General features: G+C 31.1%; 15 protein-coding genes and 1 riboswitch. Of the genes, 12 read left to right on the top strand and 3 right to left on the bottom strand.

The features are described 5' to 3' along the window. Nucleotides 1-433 precede the first annotated feature (433 nt). Nucleotides 434-1,069 carry an NAD(P)H-dependent oxidoreductase gene (locus GFU93_RS08710; protein WP_160541640.1) on the bottom strand — a complete coding sequence of 212 codons (636 nt, stop codon included), beginning with the start codon at nucleotides 1,067-1,069 and terminating at the stop codon, nucleotides 434-436. An 18-nt stretch (nucleotides 1,070-1,087) separates the two neighbouring features. After that, complete coding sequence (locus tag GFU93_RS08705) at nucleotides 1,088-1,600, bottom strand: MarR family winged helix-turn-helix transcriptional regulator (protein ID WP_221411325.1); 513 nt, start codon at nucleotides 1,598-1,600, stop codon at nucleotides 1,088-1,090. A gap of 248 nt (nucleotides 1,601-1,848) precedes the next feature. Between GFU93_RS08705 and metN the strand changes: the two genes are divergently transcribed. The 12 genes from metN to GFU93_RS08645 all read left to right on the top strand — a co-directional run bounded on the left by metN (nucleotide 1,849) and on the right by GFU93_RS08645 (nucleotide 14,096). Then, complete coding sequence (gene metN, locus GFU93_RS08700) at nucleotides 1,849-2,880, top strand: methionine ABC transporter ATP-binding protein MetN (protein ID WP_160568793.1); 1,032 nt, start codon at nucleotides 1,849-1,851, stop codon at nucleotides 2,878-2,880. Continuing rightward, nucleotides 2,873-3,526, top strand: a complete 654-nt coding sequence (gene metI / locus GFU93_RS08695) for a methionine ABC transporter permease MetI (RefSeq protein ID WP_105296857.1) — start codon at nucleotides 2,873-2,875, stop codon at nucleotides 3,524-3,526. Before metN ends, metI begins: the two co-directional genes overlap by 8 nt. A gap of 30 nt (nucleotides 3,527-3,556) precedes the next feature. Then, nucleotides 3,557-4,360: a methionine ABC transporter substrate-binding lipoprotein MetQ gene (gene metQ, locus GFU93_RS08690; protein WP_221411324.1), complete on the top strand. Its 804-nt coding sequence runs from the start codon at nucleotides 3,557-3,559 to the stop codon at nucleotides 4,358-4,360. Between the two features lie 29 nt (nucleotides 4,361-4,389). After that, entirely contained in the window at nucleotides 4,390-5,049 is a 660-nt protein-coding gene (gene mtgA / locus GFU93_RS08685; protein WP_160568789.1) for a monofunctional biosynthetic peptidoglycan transglycosylase, read from the top strand. Between the two features lie 27 nt (nucleotides 5,050-5,076). Then, entirely contained in the window at nucleotides 5,077-6,321 is a 1,245-nt protein-coding gene (locus tag GFU93_RS08680; protein ID WP_160568787.1) for a type IX secretion system plug protein domain-containing protein, read from the top strand. A 113-nt stretch (nucleotides 6,322-6,434) separates the two neighbouring features. Beyond that, nucleotides 6,435-6,866, top strand: a complete 432-nt coding sequence (locus GFU93_RS08675) for a hypothetical protein (protein ID WP_160541635.1) — start codon at nucleotides 6,435-6,437, stop codon at nucleotides 6,864-6,866. A 36-nt stretch (nucleotides 6,867-6,902) separates the two neighbouring features. After that, entirely contained in the window at nucleotides 6,903-7,910 is a 1,008-nt protein-coding gene (locus GFU93_RS08670) for an aspartate-semialdehyde dehydrogenase (protein ID WP_160541634.1), read from the top strand. A 107-nt stretch (nucleotides 7,911-8,017) separates the two neighbouring features. Then, nucleotides 8,018-9,775 carry an ABC transporter ATP-binding protein gene (locus GFU93_RS08665; protein ID WP_160568783.1) on the top strand — a complete coding sequence of 586 codons (1,758 nt, stop codon included), beginning with the start codon at nucleotides 8,018-8,020 and terminating at the stop codon, nucleotides 9,773-9,775. 120 nt (nucleotides 9,776-9,895) lie between these two features. Continuing rightward, nucleotides 9,896-10,279 carry a DUF3276 family protein gene (locus tag GFU93_RS08660; protein ID WP_105296864.1) on the top strand — a complete coding sequence of 128 codons (384 nt, stop codon included), beginning with the start codon at nucleotides 9,896-9,898 and terminating at the stop codon, nucleotides 10,277-10,279. A gap of 216 nt (nucleotides 10,280-10,495) precedes the next feature. Then, nucleotides 10,496-11,206 (top strand): C40 family peptidase, encoded by a 711-nt coding sequence (locus GFU93_RS08655; RefSeq protein ID WP_160568781.1) that lies wholly within the window; start codon nucleotides 10,496-10,498, stop codon nucleotides 11,204-11,206. 11 nt (nucleotides 11,207-11,217) lie between these two features. Then, nucleotides 11,218-11,312: riboswitch (TPP riboswitch) on the top strand. A 58-nt stretch (nucleotides 11,313-11,370) separates the two neighbouring features. After that, nucleotides 11,371-13,509, top strand: a complete 2,139-nt coding sequence (locus GFU93_RS08650) for a TonB-dependent receptor (protein ID WP_160568779.1) — start codon at nucleotides 11,371-11,373, stop codon at nucleotides 13,507-13,509. Nucleotides 13,510-13,598: 89 nt separating this feature from the next. Continuing rightward, the gene (locus GFU93_RS08645) at nucleotides 13,599-14,096 is read left to right on the top strand and encodes a DUF255 domain-containing protein (RefSeq protein WP_160541630.1); all 498 of its coding nucleotides are present in this window, start codon (nucleotides 13,599-13,601) and stop codon (nucleotides 14,094-14,096) included. On the opposite strand, the gene GFU93_RS08640 is transcribed toward GFU93_RS08645, so the two are convergent. Continuing rightward, the gene (locus GFU93_RS08640; RefSeq protein ID WP_160568777.1) at nucleotides 14,083-16,077 is read right to left on the bottom strand and encodes a ComEC/Rec2 family competence protein; all 1,995 of its coding nucleotides are present in this window, start codon (nucleotides 16,075-16,077) and stop codon (nucleotides 14,083-14,085) included. The genes GFU93_RS08645 and GFU93_RS08640 overlap by 14 nt on opposite strands. Between the last annotated feature and the right edge of the window lie 62 nt (nucleotides 16,078-16,139).

Here is a 16,139-nt window from a genome sequence, read left to right as displayed (position 1 = left end):
TTTTTTCAGATAATAAAGATAAAAATTTGTCTTGATTGAAATAAATTTTTTTAATCTTTATTTTTTTATTTGTCTACCATATATTTTACATTCTAAATACCTTAAAACATTTTTAGATATATAAACAGTTTTACTTAAAGTTCCGATTAATTTTTTTATGGTTTATATATTTCGTAAATCGTATATCCGTTAAGTTCCTATACATTCTATACTTAGTAACAACGAAGGTATACCTCGGAAACAATAGGTATAACTTATTCTCCGGGCATACCCTCTTACCCCTAATTAGTTTCCGATGGCTATTTCATTACTTTTTAACTGCTTAACTGTAATTTTTAAATTTTCATACTCATCCAAAAAAATAAGAGAACTTTAATAATAAAGCCTCTTATTGTTTTTAATGATTAAAATTTTGTGTAAACTAAGTTTTTCTCTAAACTATTTTAATTAAAAAATCTTTTTTAGGGTGTCTAACTTTTGGATAATTAACTAACCAATCATTCTCTTCATCTCGGTAACCCAAAGGAAGCATGACAACACTTCTTAAACCCAGTTCGCGTAATTGTAAAAGTTCATCTATAGCCTGATTATCGAATCCCTCCATCGGAGTAGTATCAACTTTTAATTCTGCAGCAGCAGCAATCGATAAACCAAAAGCTATGTACGCTTGTCGTGCTGCATGTTCAAAATTATTTTCAGCAGCTGAATTCAGATATACTCCTTTAATACGATCCGTATAGCTTTGATAAGCATCAGAAGGCTGATTGCGTTCTCTTGTTATATGTCCGTAAATAGTATCGATTCTTTCTTCTGTATAATTATCCCAAGCAGCAAAAACTAAAATATGTGAACAATCTTCAACTTGTTTTTGGTCCTTAGACAGGGAAACCATCTTTTGCTTTAATTTCTGATTAGTAATTTCAATAACCTTAAACGGTTGTAATCCGGAAGAAGTGGGAGCTAGCCAAGCTGCTTCAATGATTTGATCTACCAACGATTGTTCAACTTTTTTTGAGGCATCGAATTTTTTTGTTGCATACCTCCATTTAAGTGAGTCTATTAATTCCATATAATTAATTTTAATATATTATTTTGATTCTGATTTATTCTTGCATTTATTCTTACATTTTGTCGTAACAATAGATAATAACTTATAAAATTCTTTCTGAAGTTCTGATAATTCATTTTCCTCCATTTCCAATTCTGCCTTAAGGTTATGAGGAATTATCCATGCTTCTTCTTTCATTTTCCTTCCTTGATCTGAAAGATGAATCAACATATGCCTTTCATCTCTAGTAGACCGACATCTCTTTATAAGTCCGTTTTCCTCCATTCTTTTAAGCAGTGGAGTTAAGGTTCCGCTATCTAACCACAACATTTCGCCTATATCTCTCACGCACATTTCTTCATTTTCCCATAAAACTAACATCACTAGATACTGAGGATAAGTTACCCCTAATTTTTCTAAATGTGGCCTATAAAGCGTTGTAATCAATCGGGACAACGCATAGATGGGAAAACATAATTGATCTTTTAATTGTAAACTTTCCATACCGTTTTTAGATTGAGTAAAATTAAATTGTACACAATTAATATGCAAGTTTTTTAGTTTATTTTATTAATAAATTTATTTTCAAAAGTTCTTACTTGGTTTAATTATATACTATTTCATTTTTATAAAATTTACACCTCCAAATAAACTAATTTATTATAAACTTATAATGGTTCGCATGATTTAAAATGTTCTCCAAGCAGTAAATGTTGTAAATTAATATGAGTTTCTATATACTATTTGTACCTTTGCACAAATCCTAATCGTATAAAGACTTAAAAAATTTAATCAATTAAATGATTGAGTTAAAAAATATTACTAAAACATTCGAACATAAAGGCAAAAAAAACATAGCCCTTTCCAATATTTCTCTTTCGGTTTCCGAAGGAAAAATAGTTGGTGTTATTGGCGAATCCGGTGCAGGAAAAAGCACACTGATAAGATGTGTTAATCTACTGGAAAGGCCTAATTCAGGAGAGGTTTGGATTGATGGTCAAAATTTGATGGAATTATCTCCTTCCAAATTAACCTCTGCCCGTAGAAATATAGGAATGATTTTTCAGCATTTCAATCTGCTTTCCTCCCGAACTGTATTTGATAACATTGCTTTTCCCTTGGAATTAAATCACACTCCCAAGACTAAAATAAAAAATAGAGTTTATGAATTGGTTGAACTGGTAGGACTTACGGATAAATTAGACAGTTATTCGGCGAACCTTTCCGGAGGACAAAAACAGAGAGTTGCTATTGCCAGAACGTTGGCCAACAACCCTAAAGTTTTATTATCCGACGAAGCAACCAGTGCTTTAGACCCCTCCACTACTCGCTCCATTTTATCTCTACTCAAAGATTTAAATAAGGAATTGGGAATCACTATTTTATTGATTACCCATGAAATGGATGTGGTAAAACAAATTTGTGATGATATAGCTGTCATGAACGGTGGAAAACTAATTGAACAAGGAAGTGTTTCTGAAATTTTTTCAAATCCTAAAACGGAATTAGCTCAGCGTTTTATATCTTCATCCTTACATTTAGAGATACCGGTAGATTATCAAAAACGCATTACCCATATGCCGGAAGAAGGAAAACATCCTTTACTAAAACTACAGATATCTGGTAATACGGTCGATGAACCGGTATTATCCGAAATTTCCAGATTATTTGATATTAACAACAATATTATAAGCGCTCAAATGGATTATGCGGGGGGAGTTAAATTCGGGGTCATGCTAACGGAAATTATCGGTACGATTTCTAAAGAAATGGCTGCTATTGAGTATTTAAAAAGTAAAAACATTAAAGTAACTTTATTAGGATATGTCTAATTCAATTATTGATCTCTTAGCAAAAGGAACTTGGGAAACCATAGTCATGACTTTTGTCTCCGGCTTTTTCGGTTATTTGATAGGATTGCCTGTCGGAATCCTTCTATTTATCACCCGCAAAGGCCAATTTAAAGAAAGTCTTGTTTTCAATCAAACGGTTTCCACCCTAGTAAATATATTCCGCGCCATTCCTTTTATTATTTTAATTGTTTGGATGATTCCTTTTACACGGATGATTGTAGGAACTTCCATAGGAGTTCCTGCAGCTTTAGTTCCTCTAAGTTTGGGAATTGCCCCGTTCATCGCCAGAATGGTTGAAAACAGCCTGCTGGAAGTACCTAACGGTTTAGTTGAAGCTTCTAAAGCTATGGGAGCAACTCCTTTTCAAATTATTAAAAAAGTATTGTTACCCGAAGCTTTGCCTTCATTAATTAATTGCGCTACCATTTCTTTAATTACTTTAGTCGGTTATTCGGCTATGGGAGGAACTGTTGGAGCCGGAGGATTGGGAAAAATTGGATATCAAGAAGGATACGTAAACAAGAATATGGAAATTATGAATTTTGTTTTATTATTATTAGTTTTACTTGTTTTTGCGATCCAATTTGTCGGAGATTATCTTTCAAAAAAAGTGGATCATCGTTAAAAATTAAAAAAAGTCTAAAATAATATGATAATGAGAAAACTAATAGTATTTACCTTACTTGCTTCTGTTTTTTTTCTAAGTTCTTGCAAGAATGACCGGGCAAATAATCCTAATTATATTAAGGTTGGAGTTGAATCGGGGCCGGAGTTTGTGGTTGCCCAAACCGCTCAAAAGGTTGCTAAAGAAAAATACGGCTTAGATGTTGAATTGGTAGAATTCAACGATTATATTTTACCGAATACGGCACTTAATGATGGGGATATTGATATTAATATTATTCAACATAAACCATTTTTGGATAATATCATCAAACAAAGAGGATATAAACTTGCCATAGTAGGAAATACTTTTATTTATCCATTGGCCGGATATTCTAAAAAAATAAAATCGCTTGATCAATTACAACCCGGCAGTACTATAGGAATTCCAAATGATGCCACCAACAGAGGAAGAGCATTACTGCTTCTTCAAAAAGAAGGATTAATCAAATTAAAAGATCCTAAAAGCCTTATTTCAAGCGCTTCTGATATAATTGAAAATCCTAAAAATTTAAAGATAGTCGATATGGATCCTGCTATTTTAACTGAAATTCTAAATGATGATAAAGTAGCTGTTGCCATTATCAATAATACATTTGCAGCCAAAGACGGTTTTACATTAAAAGATGGTCTTTTTGTTGAAGACAAAGATTCCCCTTATATGAATATAATCGTTTCAAGAGAAGATAATAAAGATTCTGAAAATGTAAAAACATTTGTTAAAGCTTATCAATCGGATGAAGTTGCAGAAACTACCGATCGAGAATTCAAGGGAGGAGCTGTTAAAGGCTGGTAATTCATCCGTTTTTAATCAATCAAATTTTAATGAAGATTTTTAGATGGATTAAATGGATTTTTATTGGTTTATGGGTACTTTCTATTGTAATGGTTTTTGTATACAAATGGTTGCCTGTTCCATACACTGAACTTATGTTAAAAAGATTTTTTGTGAATGGTTCAACCATTGAAAAAAAATGGATTCCGATAGAACGTATGAATAATTCCATAAAACTTGCGGTAATTTCCAGTGAAGATCAAAATTATTTTAAACACGGCGGATTTGATTTTAAAGAGATTCAAAAAATAATTGAAAAACAAGGATCTCCCAAAAGAGGAGGAAGCACCATTTCACAACAAACCGCAAAAAATGTTTTTTTATGGGAGGGTAGAAATTATGTTAGAAAGGGCCTGGAAGTATATTTCACTTGCCTCATTGAGTGGATTTGGGGTAAAAAAAGAATATTGGAAGTCTATTTAAATGTTATAGAATTCGGTGATGGAATTTATGGGATAGAAGCCGCTTCTCAACATTATTTTCACAAATCGGCTTCTCAGCTCACAAAAAGCGAGGCTGCAACTTTAGCAGCTCTTTTACCCAATCCCCGAGAATATGGAAAAAAAATTAATGGAAAGTTCATTCAAAAAAGAAAACTATGGATCATGCGACAAATGTCTAATTTACAAGGCTCTGTAAAATTTCTGTAGTATACATAACTTAAAAAAAAACTAAAAATGCTCAAAAAGATTCTCTTCTTCTGCTTACTTTCTCAGCTCTGTTTTTCTCAGCAGGCTTTAGAAAAAGTATATAGCTCATCCGTCAATGGTATACAATTATTCAATCCCGATACGAATGATGAAACTCCTTTTATCTCCATGAACAAAGGTATGTTTGTGCTTACTTTTGACCTGTTAGATAGAGGCTACGAAAAAATTTACTATACTATTAAGCATTACGATAGAAATTGGAATGAAGATCATCTTTTTGAATCAGAATATATCGACGGATATACCTTACCTCAAATATACGATTATCAACCTTCCTTTAATACGAGACAAAATTACACTCATTATACCTTAGAATTCCCAAATAAAGACATGCAACCTAAGGTATCCGGAAATTATCTCCTAACAGTTTTTACTGATAGCCACAAACCTTTATTCAGTAAGAGAATTGCGTTTTACGACGATTTTGCTCATATTAATGTCGGATATGAGAGGTATTCTACATCTAAAAACCCGAACATAACACAGCGAGTAAAAGCACAAGCTGTCGTCTCGGGGATTAATTCAATCTCCACCCGACAACTTTCTTTATGTTTACTTCAAAATAACAATTGGCAAAATGCGATCTTTAATATAGAACCACAGTTTGTAAACGGTAATTCTTTCACGTTCGGACAATTGACCAATTCTTTTGAAGGCGGTAATGAATTTTATACTTTCGATACCAAAAATATTTCCATTCCGGGTTACGGAGTATTTAAATCGGAAGAAAATAATCCGCTTTATCTTACCTATTTATATTCCATTGCTCCGTTTCCGCTTGACTATGCCTATAATCCTGATGTCAACGGTGCTTATTATTTCAGGAGATTTGATCTTAACCAGGAAAGGGATGCCCGAACAGAAGGCGATTATACTCCGGTAACTTTTTCTTTGGAACTTAAACAGCCTTTAGAAAATAAAGATTTGTACGTTGTAGGATTATTCAATAATTATGAACTTTCCGATTCTAATCGGATGTTTTACGATGAAAATCAAGGTTTATACGTAAAAACAATGCTATTAAAACAAGGGTATTATAATTACACTATTGCAACCGTTGACAAAAAAAACAACCATTTTAGCATTTCAGAAATTCCCGGTTCATTTTGGCAAACAGAAAACCTATATCAAGGTTTGTTATATTATACTCCTTTTGGAGGCACTTATGATGCACTTATAGGCTACGGAGAAATTAGAGCCAACAGATTATAATTCTTATCTAGTTATACGGTATTTAAAATTTGAATAAAAACGATTAAAATACCCTTATATTTCTATAGGTTTACTATTTTTGTTACATATTAAAATGAAATAGAATCAAATTTATGTATATCCTTTTTAAAAACATACACCATTATGTAGGTATGATTACCCTCGTTTTTGTTTTATTACTTACTGTTGTATCGTTTATTTATTATTTACAGGAAAGACCTGTCAGTGGTCAGGTGAAAAGAATCTCTCTTATAACTTTGATATTCACACATACACAGATACTTCTTGGAATACTATTATTTTTCAGCTCTCCTATCTTTCAAAATGCCAGTATGAAAGATATTATGGGAATTGCTGCAATACGAAGAAATTATATAGAACATCCTTTCTCTATGGTTTTGGTTGGAGTTTTAATTACAATTGTAAATGCAAAAATTAAAAAAGCACCTAAAATTTCAGTTTGGACACTTCTTATGTCTGTCGTCTCACTTGCTTTAGTACTTGGAATGATACCTAGAGCATTTTGGAACAGTTTATTACCCTAAAAGATAAATAATTAAAAATCATTAAAGTATATATTTATGAAAATTGCAATTGTTGGAGTAAGCGGAGCTGTTGGGCAAGAGCTTCTCAAAGTTTTAGACCAAAGAAATTTTCCTTTAACTGAATTAGTACTTTTCGGATCCAAGAGAAGTGCAGGACAAGTTTATAAATTCAAGGACAAGGAATATACAGTCAAGGAACTTCAACATAATGACGATTTTAAGGGGGTAGATATTGCTTTAGTTTCTGCAGGAGGAGGTACTTCGTTGAATTTTGCGGAAACCATCACTAAATATGGTGCGATCATGATTGATAATTCATCTGCGTTTAGAATGGATGATGATGTACCCTTAGTAGTACCGGAAGTAAATGCGGAAGATGCATTGAATACTCCAAAAAATATTATTGCAAATCCCAATTGTACAACTATTCAAATGGTGGTATCTTTAAAACCAATTGAACAATTATCACATATAAAAAGGGTGCATGTTTCTTCTTATCAATCAGCATCCGGAGCAGGTGCTTCTGCAATGAAAGAATTGATTGAACAAGCAAAACAATCAACTGCCGGTGAGGAGGTCTTAGTTGAAAAATTTGCTCATCAATTGGCTTTTAATTTAATCCCCCATATTGATGTGTTTACAGAAAATGGATATACTAAAGAAGAAATGAAAATGTATAATGAAACTCGTAAAATTATGCATTCCGATATACAGGTATCTGCAACCTGCGTTCGTGTCCCTGTTATGCGGGCACATTCTGAAAGCATATGGGTGGAAACTGAGGACGAATTAACCGTTGAACAAGTTAGAAACGCTTTTGAAAATTTTAATGGGATAATTGTTGAGGATAATCCTTCAGAAAAAAAATATCCTATGCCTTTATTCTTATCAGGAAGAGATGAAGTTTTTGTAGGAAGAATCAGAAAAGACCTTACCAATCCTAAAGGTATTGCTTTCTGGAGTGTAAGTGATCAAATACGTAAAGGTGCTGCTTTAAATGCTGTTCAAATTGCAGAATATTTGATTAAACATAAAAAAAGATAAATCGCAATCTATACCATAGATGAAAAAGTGTATCCGATTGAATCCAATCAGATACACTTTTTTAGTTTATACGAAATAAAAACTACAAGTTTTGTAACTTTGCTTTTATGAGTGCCTTAAAAACTTTAAATCCATATTTTTTAAAACACAAAAAACTCCTTCTGTATGGAGTTGTATTTATAATACTTTCCAATTTTTTAACTATTTACCCTGTAAAATTTATTGGAAAGGCCATTAATATTATTGCTCAATCTCTTACCCATTCAGATTCGCTAGATAAAAAGCAATTAATGAAGCAGCTTCTTCTTTATGGAGGAATTATTGTGCTTGCTCCAATCACTTCCGGAATCATGAAGTTTTATATGAGACAAACCATAATCGTTGCTTCCAGAAGAATCGAATTTGAACTTAAAAATAATATATATAAACATTATCAAACGCTTTCTTTCAGTTTTTATAAAAAATCTAAAATAGGAGACCTCATGAATCGCATCAGCGAAGATGTGGTAAATGTTCGCCAATATTTAGGCCCCGGAATTATGTATAGTGCCAACTTATTTATAATGCTTATACTGATTCTCGGGTATATGCTGGCTTCTGATCCGGTGATGACTTTTTATGCTATTCTACCCTTGCCGTTTCTTTCTTATTTTATATACAACCAAAGTACCATTATTAATAAGAAAACTAAAATTGTACAAGGCAAACAATCGGAACTTTCTTCATTTGTTCAAGACTCTTTTTCCGGGATAAGAGTTATCAAATCGTTCACTAAAGAAGACTATATCATATCAAAATATATAAATCAATCGAATCAATATAGAAATGAATCCCTTTCGCTTTCTACTACAGAAGCCATTTTTTCTCCTTTAATGGTTTTAATCATCGGATTAAGTAACTTATTTATACTCTATATTGGGGGCCAAAGATATATAGATGGTAAAATAAACGTCGGGACTATTACAGATTTTTTTCTTTACCTTAATGTTTTAATTTGGCCATTTACAGCTTTAGGATGGGTTATATCTATGGTCCGAAGAGCTGAAGCCTCCATGGAAAGAATTAATGATTTCTTGAACGTTAAAGAGGAGGTTAAAAATACCAACTTTAATGTATATCCTATAAAAGGTAAAATCAGATTTGAAAATGTTTCTTACACCTATCCGAATACAGGAATACAAGCTCTTAACCGTGTATCTTTTGAAATACAACCCGGAGAAACGATTGTGTTTATGGGAAAGACGGGATCGGGAAAAACAACTATTGCTCTGTTATTGGAACGTCTTATTGAGCCGGATTCAGGAGCAATTTATATTGATGATGAACCTTTGTCCCAACATAATTTAAATGTAATACGAGATAAAATCGGGTACGTACCTCAGGAAAGTTTTCTTTTTTCGGATACCATTTTTAATAACATTTCTTACGGGGTTGAAAATGCGACATTGGAACAAGTTGAAGAATATGCTAAAAAAGCAGAAATTCATTCCAATATCATGGAATTTAAAGATAAATATCAAACGGAAATCGGTGAACGGGGGGTAACCCTATCGGGAGGTCAAAAACAGCGTATATCGATTTCAAGAGCATTGATTAAAGATCCTACCATATTTTTATTTGATGACAGTTTATCTGCCGTCGATACTGAAACGGAAGAAAAAATATTATCTAATATTGAAAATGACATTGATATTAAAACAACAGTGATTATTACTCACCGCGTCTCATCCGCTAAACATTCAGATAAAATTATTGTGCTGGATCAAGGACAAATAAATGAGATAGGAACTCATGCAGATCTTATTTTAAATCAAGGTTTTTATTCTGAATTATATAAAAAACAAATTACGCAAAAACTATCATAAAAACAATTGTAATATTAAGAGTATTTTTTATATTTTTGCTCTGTTTAAACAAAAAAAATTAAATTTTATTATCCCTTAAAAGATATTATTTAAGGCAATAAAAAACAAAACACATATATGATGAATGATTTTGAAAATGTAGAGAAGAAAGAAAATGAAATTTTCTCTAAAGTATTAAGAGCAGGAAAAAGAACTTATTTTTTCGATGTAAGAGAAACTAAAGCAGGTGATTATTATCTAACAATTACTGAGAGCAAAAAGAATATTTCCGAAGAAGGCGCTTTAGGTTTCAAGAAATTTAAAATCTATTTATATAAAGAAGATTTTAAAAATTTCAAAGACATCTTTGAAGAAACTACCGCTTTCATTATTAAAGAAACCGGAGAAAAAGTTATTTCCGAAAGACATAGAGACGATTTTCATCTTCAATCCGAAGAAAATAAAGACAATGCAAATTCAGCAAATATTTCAAATTATACTAACGTTGAATTCGATGACATTTAGATAATATTTTTTAAAAATCTAAATTTATACCATATAAAAAAGCAGATATTTATCTTGAAAATATCTGCTTTTTATTACACCTATTTCATTAACTTTTATTTAACATATTCTAAACATTGTGTTAAATATATATAAAAAAAGTTAAATTGATCGTATAAATATCTATATGATTCTTATTTTTGATCAACATAAATTAGTTGTATCATCTTTGAATATATGAAGTCTTTAATAAAAATACTCTCTGTAATTATAGTAATTTCAACTTCTGCTACCTCATGTGTATCTAATTACGTAGCAAGTAATAACGATACCTATAAATATCCTACCACTAACGAAATGCTAGTTTATCATCCTAAAACTGTTAAACTTTACAGTACGGCATCGGTTAGTGATGAAAATTATTCTACAACATTAAGAAAAGATGCTGCTTTACTAGAAAACAGCAATATCTATGCCGAAAGCAGATTTTCAACTAGAGCTTATAATTTGCTTAGTGAAGCCAGAACTTATTTAGGAACTCCTTATAAATACGGAGGAACAACAAGAAGAGGTATAGATTGTTCTTCTTTTGTTCAGCATGTGTTTGCTGCATTAAACATTTCTTTGCCTCGAACATCAATTGAACAATCCCATAGAGGAACTTTCGTTTCTAAACATAATCTAAAAAAAGGAGACCTTATTTTCTTTGCTCATACTCCTAAAAGCAGAATTTCTCATGTAGGTATTGTTGAAAGCGTAAGTCCAACCGGGGAAATATTTTTTATTCACGCGTCTTCGTCCAAAGGGGTTACTATTTCTTCTCTGGATACTGCTTATTGGAGTGCGAAATTTAGAACAGGTAAAAGAATTTTAGATTCTGATATAGATATTCAAAAAATACATGAAGAAGCTCAAAATGATACTAGTCTAGCTAAAGCTTCTGTATAAAAATTAATTTTAACACTACGAAGGGGTGCTGTATATAACGGCTGAGATTATACCCTAAGAACCTGGACAAGTAATGTTGTCAAGGGAAATCTTAGATAAAGATTTCAAATTATTGAAATCTTATTTTTTTTAGTCCTGTAACATATCCCTGAAATTTATTTATTATGAAAAAAAGGGATTGGTTTTATTTATTAGTTATCGCTCTTTTTAGTTTAAGCCTACAAGGACAGATTAAGAAAGATTCTTTAATTGAATTGAAAGAAATTATTGTTTCAGGCAATGCTCCCATTACTAAAGAACGTATTACCTCAAAACAACTTGAAGGCAAAAATTTAGGTCAAGATATCCCCTACTTGTTAAAAAATAATCTTTCGGTAGTTTCCACTTCAGATGCCGGAGCGGGAGTGGGTTATACCGGTTTAAGAATAAGAGGCAGTGACCAGACACGAATAAATGTTACTTTAAATGGAGTCCCTATCAACAATGCAGAATCTCAAGGTCCTTTTTGGGTAAATATGCCCGATATTGCCTCTTCATTATCTAACCTTACCATACAAAGGGGTGTAGGTACGTCAACGGAAGGAACGGGATCTTTCGGTGCTAGTATTAATGCAAAAACTCAAACACCGTCTGAAACTCCTTATTTCCAATCAGATCAATCTGTGGGTTCGTTTAAAACACATAAGCACACCTTTGGATTGGGGACGGGTAAATTTTTTAATGACGCACTTACTTTAGATGCCAAAGTATCTTTTATAAAGTCTGATGGATATATAGACCGTGCTTTTTCTGATCTTTTCTCTTATTATGTCAATGGTTTGTACGAAAAAAATAAGATATCTATCGGGTTAATGACATTTGGCGGACAAGAAAAAACCTATCAAGCTTGGAATGGTGTTAATGAAGAAATGATGAAGAAAAGAAGGACTTTTAATTCATGCGGAGCCATTTATGATCAAGATGGAAATATTATCCGATATTATACTAATGAAACCGATAATTATAATCAAGATCATTATCATTTATATTTTAAACAAAGGTTTACTAATTCTTGGGTATTAAATTCCACGCTTTTTTATACTCGTGGTAAAGGATATTATGAAGAGTATAAACAAGATTCCAAATTATCCAATTATAAATTAAATGACCTTATAATAGGTAATGAAACTATTTCGCGTTCAGATTTGATTCGAAGACAATGGCTGGATAATAATTTTTACGGAATATTAAATCGTGTAACCGGAACGATTAATAATTGGAATCTTGAAATTGGAATGGGTGCAAATACCTATAAAGGATATCATTACGGAAATGTTATTTGGGCTCAATATTTTTCAAATGGCTTGAAAGATCATGAATATTACAGAAATAAAGCAGATAAAGACGAATATTCAGGCTTTTTTAAAGCTATAGTAACTCTTACACCCAACTTGGACTTATTTGGAGATATTCAATATCGATCCATACAATATAAAGGTCATGACCTCCCGGGTGGAGAAAGTGTTTATAAGAATGGTGGACCTATAAAATTTGATAAAAACTATAATTTTATTAATCCCAAAATAGGAACATCGTATAAAATTGATAAAGGTTCTATCTATGTAACCTATGGATTAGCTCAACGAGAACCCAGCCGAAACGACATATTGGAAAACAAAAATGTAAAAGCAGAACTTCTTCATAATGTGGAGCTAGGAATCCAACAAAATTTCCGTGAATTTTCATATTCTGCAAACTGGTACGGAATGTATTATATTAACCAATTAGTATTAAGCGGTAAAATAAATGATGTAGGAAGTTTTATACGAGAAAACAGCGGTAAAAGTTATCGAACCGGAATTGAACTTTCGGCAGCCTATCAATTTTCAACTCAATTTTCACTTTCTGCTAATTCAACCTTAAGCATTAATAAAAATATAAATTTTAAAAAGGAAACTGATTCAGATATAAAAAAACTAGGAAATACTACGATCGCTCTCTCTCCCGCTTATATTGGAAATGTTATAGCAGAATGGAAGCCTATAAAAAATTTAAATTGCAAATGGATGAACCAATACGTTAGCAGTCAATATCTGACCAACGAAGAGCCTAAAAATGGAAAATTGGGCAGTTATTTTATTTCTGACATGGTATTTGAATTTTCTCCATCACTTTTTTCGATGAAATCTTTTAATTTGAAACTTGCCTTAAATAATATTTTCAATACTAAATATGAAAACAACGGATATTATTATGATAATACTCCCTTTTATTATCCTCAAGCCGGATTTAATTTTTTAACAGGCATCAGCTTTAAATTCTAACTATATGCTTTTGTGAAAACCTCGGATAAAAAGTTTATTTTAGTTGACTGATTCTATTTAAATATATATTTTTGTATTAAAGATTTAATATGAAAAATCTGTTTATTTTATTTTTTGCCTTATCGATTATAAACTTATCTGCTCAAGATAAAAAATTAATCCAGTGGAAAAATTTATCAGAAGGTGACAGTCTTCAAGTGCATGGAGATAATAGGTTATTATTTGTTGATATTTTTACTGACTGGTGCGGTCCTTGTAAATTTTTAGATAAGTATACATTCCAAAATCAAGAAGTAGCCTCTTATATTAATGAGAATTTTATCCCGGTGAAATTTAATGCAGAATCTAAAGAATCCATAACTTTTAAAGGAAATACGTTCGATTACATTACAAATGGACAAGCCGGAATACAATCTTGGGCTTATTATGCATTAGGGGGTAATTTAAGATATCCTTCCATGGCATTAATAAATGAAAGAGGAGAAACAGTTTCAGTAATTTCAGGATTTATGCAGCCCGAAGAGTTTTTGAATACTATAAAAAATGTAAAATCTCAATTAGACCAAAATTTAGTCAAAGACAACTAATAAAAGCTCCTTGCCTTGAGGTATACCAACATTTTGAAGAATTATTGTTGTTACGCCAATGCTTATTATTGTTTCCTGTAATTATAATTGTACCGTCTGAAACTATTTCACATTCAATTAATGGATTATTTACAATCAGATAATCAACGGAATCCTTACAATTTTTTGAAGATTTATTTAATATTTGAATTTTTTTACCTTCCCATTTATAAATTTTATCTCCCTTATAAGGTCTTATTTGTATCTCATTGATTCTTTCTCCTATGCTGTAAGGATCTATAATATATCGCTTTACTAGTTCCCAATTTTCAGTTGAATCTCCTACGACTAGCAATTTCTTGCCATCCCTGAATCCCAGTAAAGAATTTTTATGATTGAATACTATAAAATTTTTCTTTCCGGATAAATGATAATCATTATATAAAATACTCAACTGAAAGAGAACTATGCACAATAAAGGCGGAATTAGATGGTTCAATTTTAATCCTGAAAGATAATTTTTTAAAAAAATCAGAGAAAATGAGATCAAAAACAATTCCCATAAACTCAATGGAATATTTTTTAGCATTAGTGGTTCAACCGATGATACATAATAGGTAGAATCTACCAAAAGCTTAACTAAAAAATCATAAATAAATGAAAAATATTCTTGATACTCCCACGGTAAGAAAACCAAAAATAACTCTACTATTGATGAATAAGTAATTATAAACGTATAAGGTATTATCAAAATATTGATAGGAATCGATAACAATGAAAATTGATGAAAATAAAATAATACAAAAGGAAGCGTTCCTATCTGTGCAGCTAAAGTAACCGCTAATGGATTTACGATCCATTTATTAATTTTTTTATTCTTACTTTTCATATGATAAATCAAGATGGGGGACAACCAGACAATAAAAAATACGGCTATATAACTTAATTGAAAACCCACGGAATATATTTCATTCGGATCGCATAAAAGAATAATGAAAGCAGATAAGGACATACTGTGATAGATAGAACCGGTACGTTTCAACAATTCAAAACAATAATAAATCGTTATCATTAAACATGATCGGAAAACAGAAGAGGTAAGTCCGACCAAACAGCCAAAAAACCATACAAATAGTAATGAAATGATAATGATGGTTTTTCTGTTTCCACTTTTCATCATTAGGGTTAATAGGTTGAAAATAATACCAAATAGCAGAGCAATATGCATTCCTGATATAGCTATTAAATGCATAATTCCGGATTTGGAATAAACATCAATAGATTCTTTTTTCATTTCCGACCGATCACCCAATAAATATGCTTTTAAAAATTCTTTTGAATCTTCTCCTAATGTTGAACTTTCAATTTTTTTAACTAAATACTGATTAAAATTTTTAATCGAATAAATTAGTGATGCATGCGGCGATTCTGAAATAATTTCATCTACTCTGCCCGTCTGCAAAATATAATTTCTTTTTAGATAATTCGAATAATCAAATTGATGAGGATTCAAAGCCCCTGTAGGATCAGTAATTGTAAGCTTCAAAATATATTCATTGCCTAGAGTTAAAACCGAATTATATTTTTGTTTATCAACAAAGAGCATAATAGATCCTTTGGTTTGAAACTGTTTGTTTTTATATGAAATACTTGTAACCTCTGCAGTATATTTTCGAAAATTTTTAGTTGAATTATTTTGTTCTTTTAATATAACTGTTAGCACTTGAGATTTTCCATTTTCCTTATAATTTATATAATGATCATCTAATAAACTACTATTTAATTCAACCACAACCATTCCAAGTAAACTCCAGCTTACTAAAGTTAAAATTGAAAATATGCCTTTGTAATCAACTTTATTTATAATAAATCCTAAGAACACTAAAAGTAACCCCAATAAAATTAATACATAAGGAATCGGAATGAAAATGAGATCACATAAAAAAATCCCCATTATCAAAGCCAAAAAATAATATACATAAGGATTTTTTGAAAAATTCATAGAAGTTTATTTAGCTAAAAATAAAAAATTTAAAGTTGAAAGTATATAAAATTCTACATTTT

The sequence above is a fragment of the Apibacter sp. B3546 genome (assembly GCF_009827885.1).
In the GTDB taxonomy this organism is placed as follows: Bacteria; Bacteroidota; Bacteroidia; order Flavobacteriales; family Weeksellaceae; genus Apibacter.
This window is presented reverse-complemented; position numbering and strand designations above follow the sequence as displayed.

Excerpts from the sequence above, each read along its gene's own strand:
- GFU93_RS08710 (WP_160541640.1), bottom strand. The coding sequence starts at position 1,069 with ATGGAATTAATAGACTCACTTAAATGGAGGTATGCAACAAAAAAATTC.
- metN (WP_160568793.1), top strand. The coding sequence starts at position 1,849 with ATGATTGAGTTAAAAAATATTACTAAAACATTCGAACATAAAGGCAAA.
- metI (WP_105296857.1), top strand. The coding sequence starts at position 2,873 with ATGTCTAATTCAATTATTGATCTCTTAGCAAAAGGAACTTGGGAAACC.
- metQ (WP_221411324.1), top strand. The coding sequence starts at position 3,557 with ATGAGAAAACTAATAGTATTTACCTTACTTGCTTCTGTTTTTTTTCTA.
- mtgA (WP_160568789.1), top strand. The coding sequence starts at position 4,390 with ATGAAGATTTTTAGATGGATTAAATGGATTTTTATTGGTTTATGGGTA.
- GFU93_RS08680 (WP_160568787.1), top strand. The coding sequence starts at position 5,077 with ATGCTCAAAAAGATTCTCTTCTTCTGCTTACTTTCTCAGCTCTGTTTT.
- GFU93_RS08675 (WP_160541635.1), top strand. The coding sequence starts at position 6,435 with ATGTATATCCTTTTTAAAAACATACACCATTATGTAGGTATGATTACC.
- GFU93_RS08670 (WP_160541634.1), top strand. The coding sequence starts at position 6,903 with ATGAAAATTGCAATTGTTGGAGTAAGCGGAGCTGTTGGGCAAGAGCTT.
- GFU93_RS08665 (WP_160568783.1), top strand. The coding sequence starts at position 8,018 with ATGAGTGCCTTAAAAACTTTAAATCCATATTTTTTAAAACACAAAAAA.
- GFU93_RS08660 (WP_105296864.1), top strand. The coding sequence starts at position 9,896 with ATGAATGATTTTGAAAATGTAGAGAAGAAAGAAAATGAAATTTTCTCT.
- GFU93_RS08655 (WP_160568781.1), top strand. The coding sequence starts at position 10,496 with ATGAAGTCTTTAATAAAAATACTCTCTGTAATTATAGTAATTTCAACT.
- GFU93_RS08650 (WP_160568779.1), top strand. The coding sequence starts at position 11,371 with ATGAAAAAAAGGGATTGGTTTTATTTATTAGTTATCGCTCTTTTTAGT.
- GFU93_RS08645 (WP_160541630.1), top strand. The coding sequence starts at position 13,599 with ATGAAAAATCTGTTTATTTTATTTTTTGCCTTATCGATTATAAACTTA.
- GFU93_RS08640 (WP_160568777.1), bottom strand. The coding sequence starts at position 16,077 with ATGAATTTTTCAAAAAATCCTTATGTATATTATTTTTTGGCTTTGATA.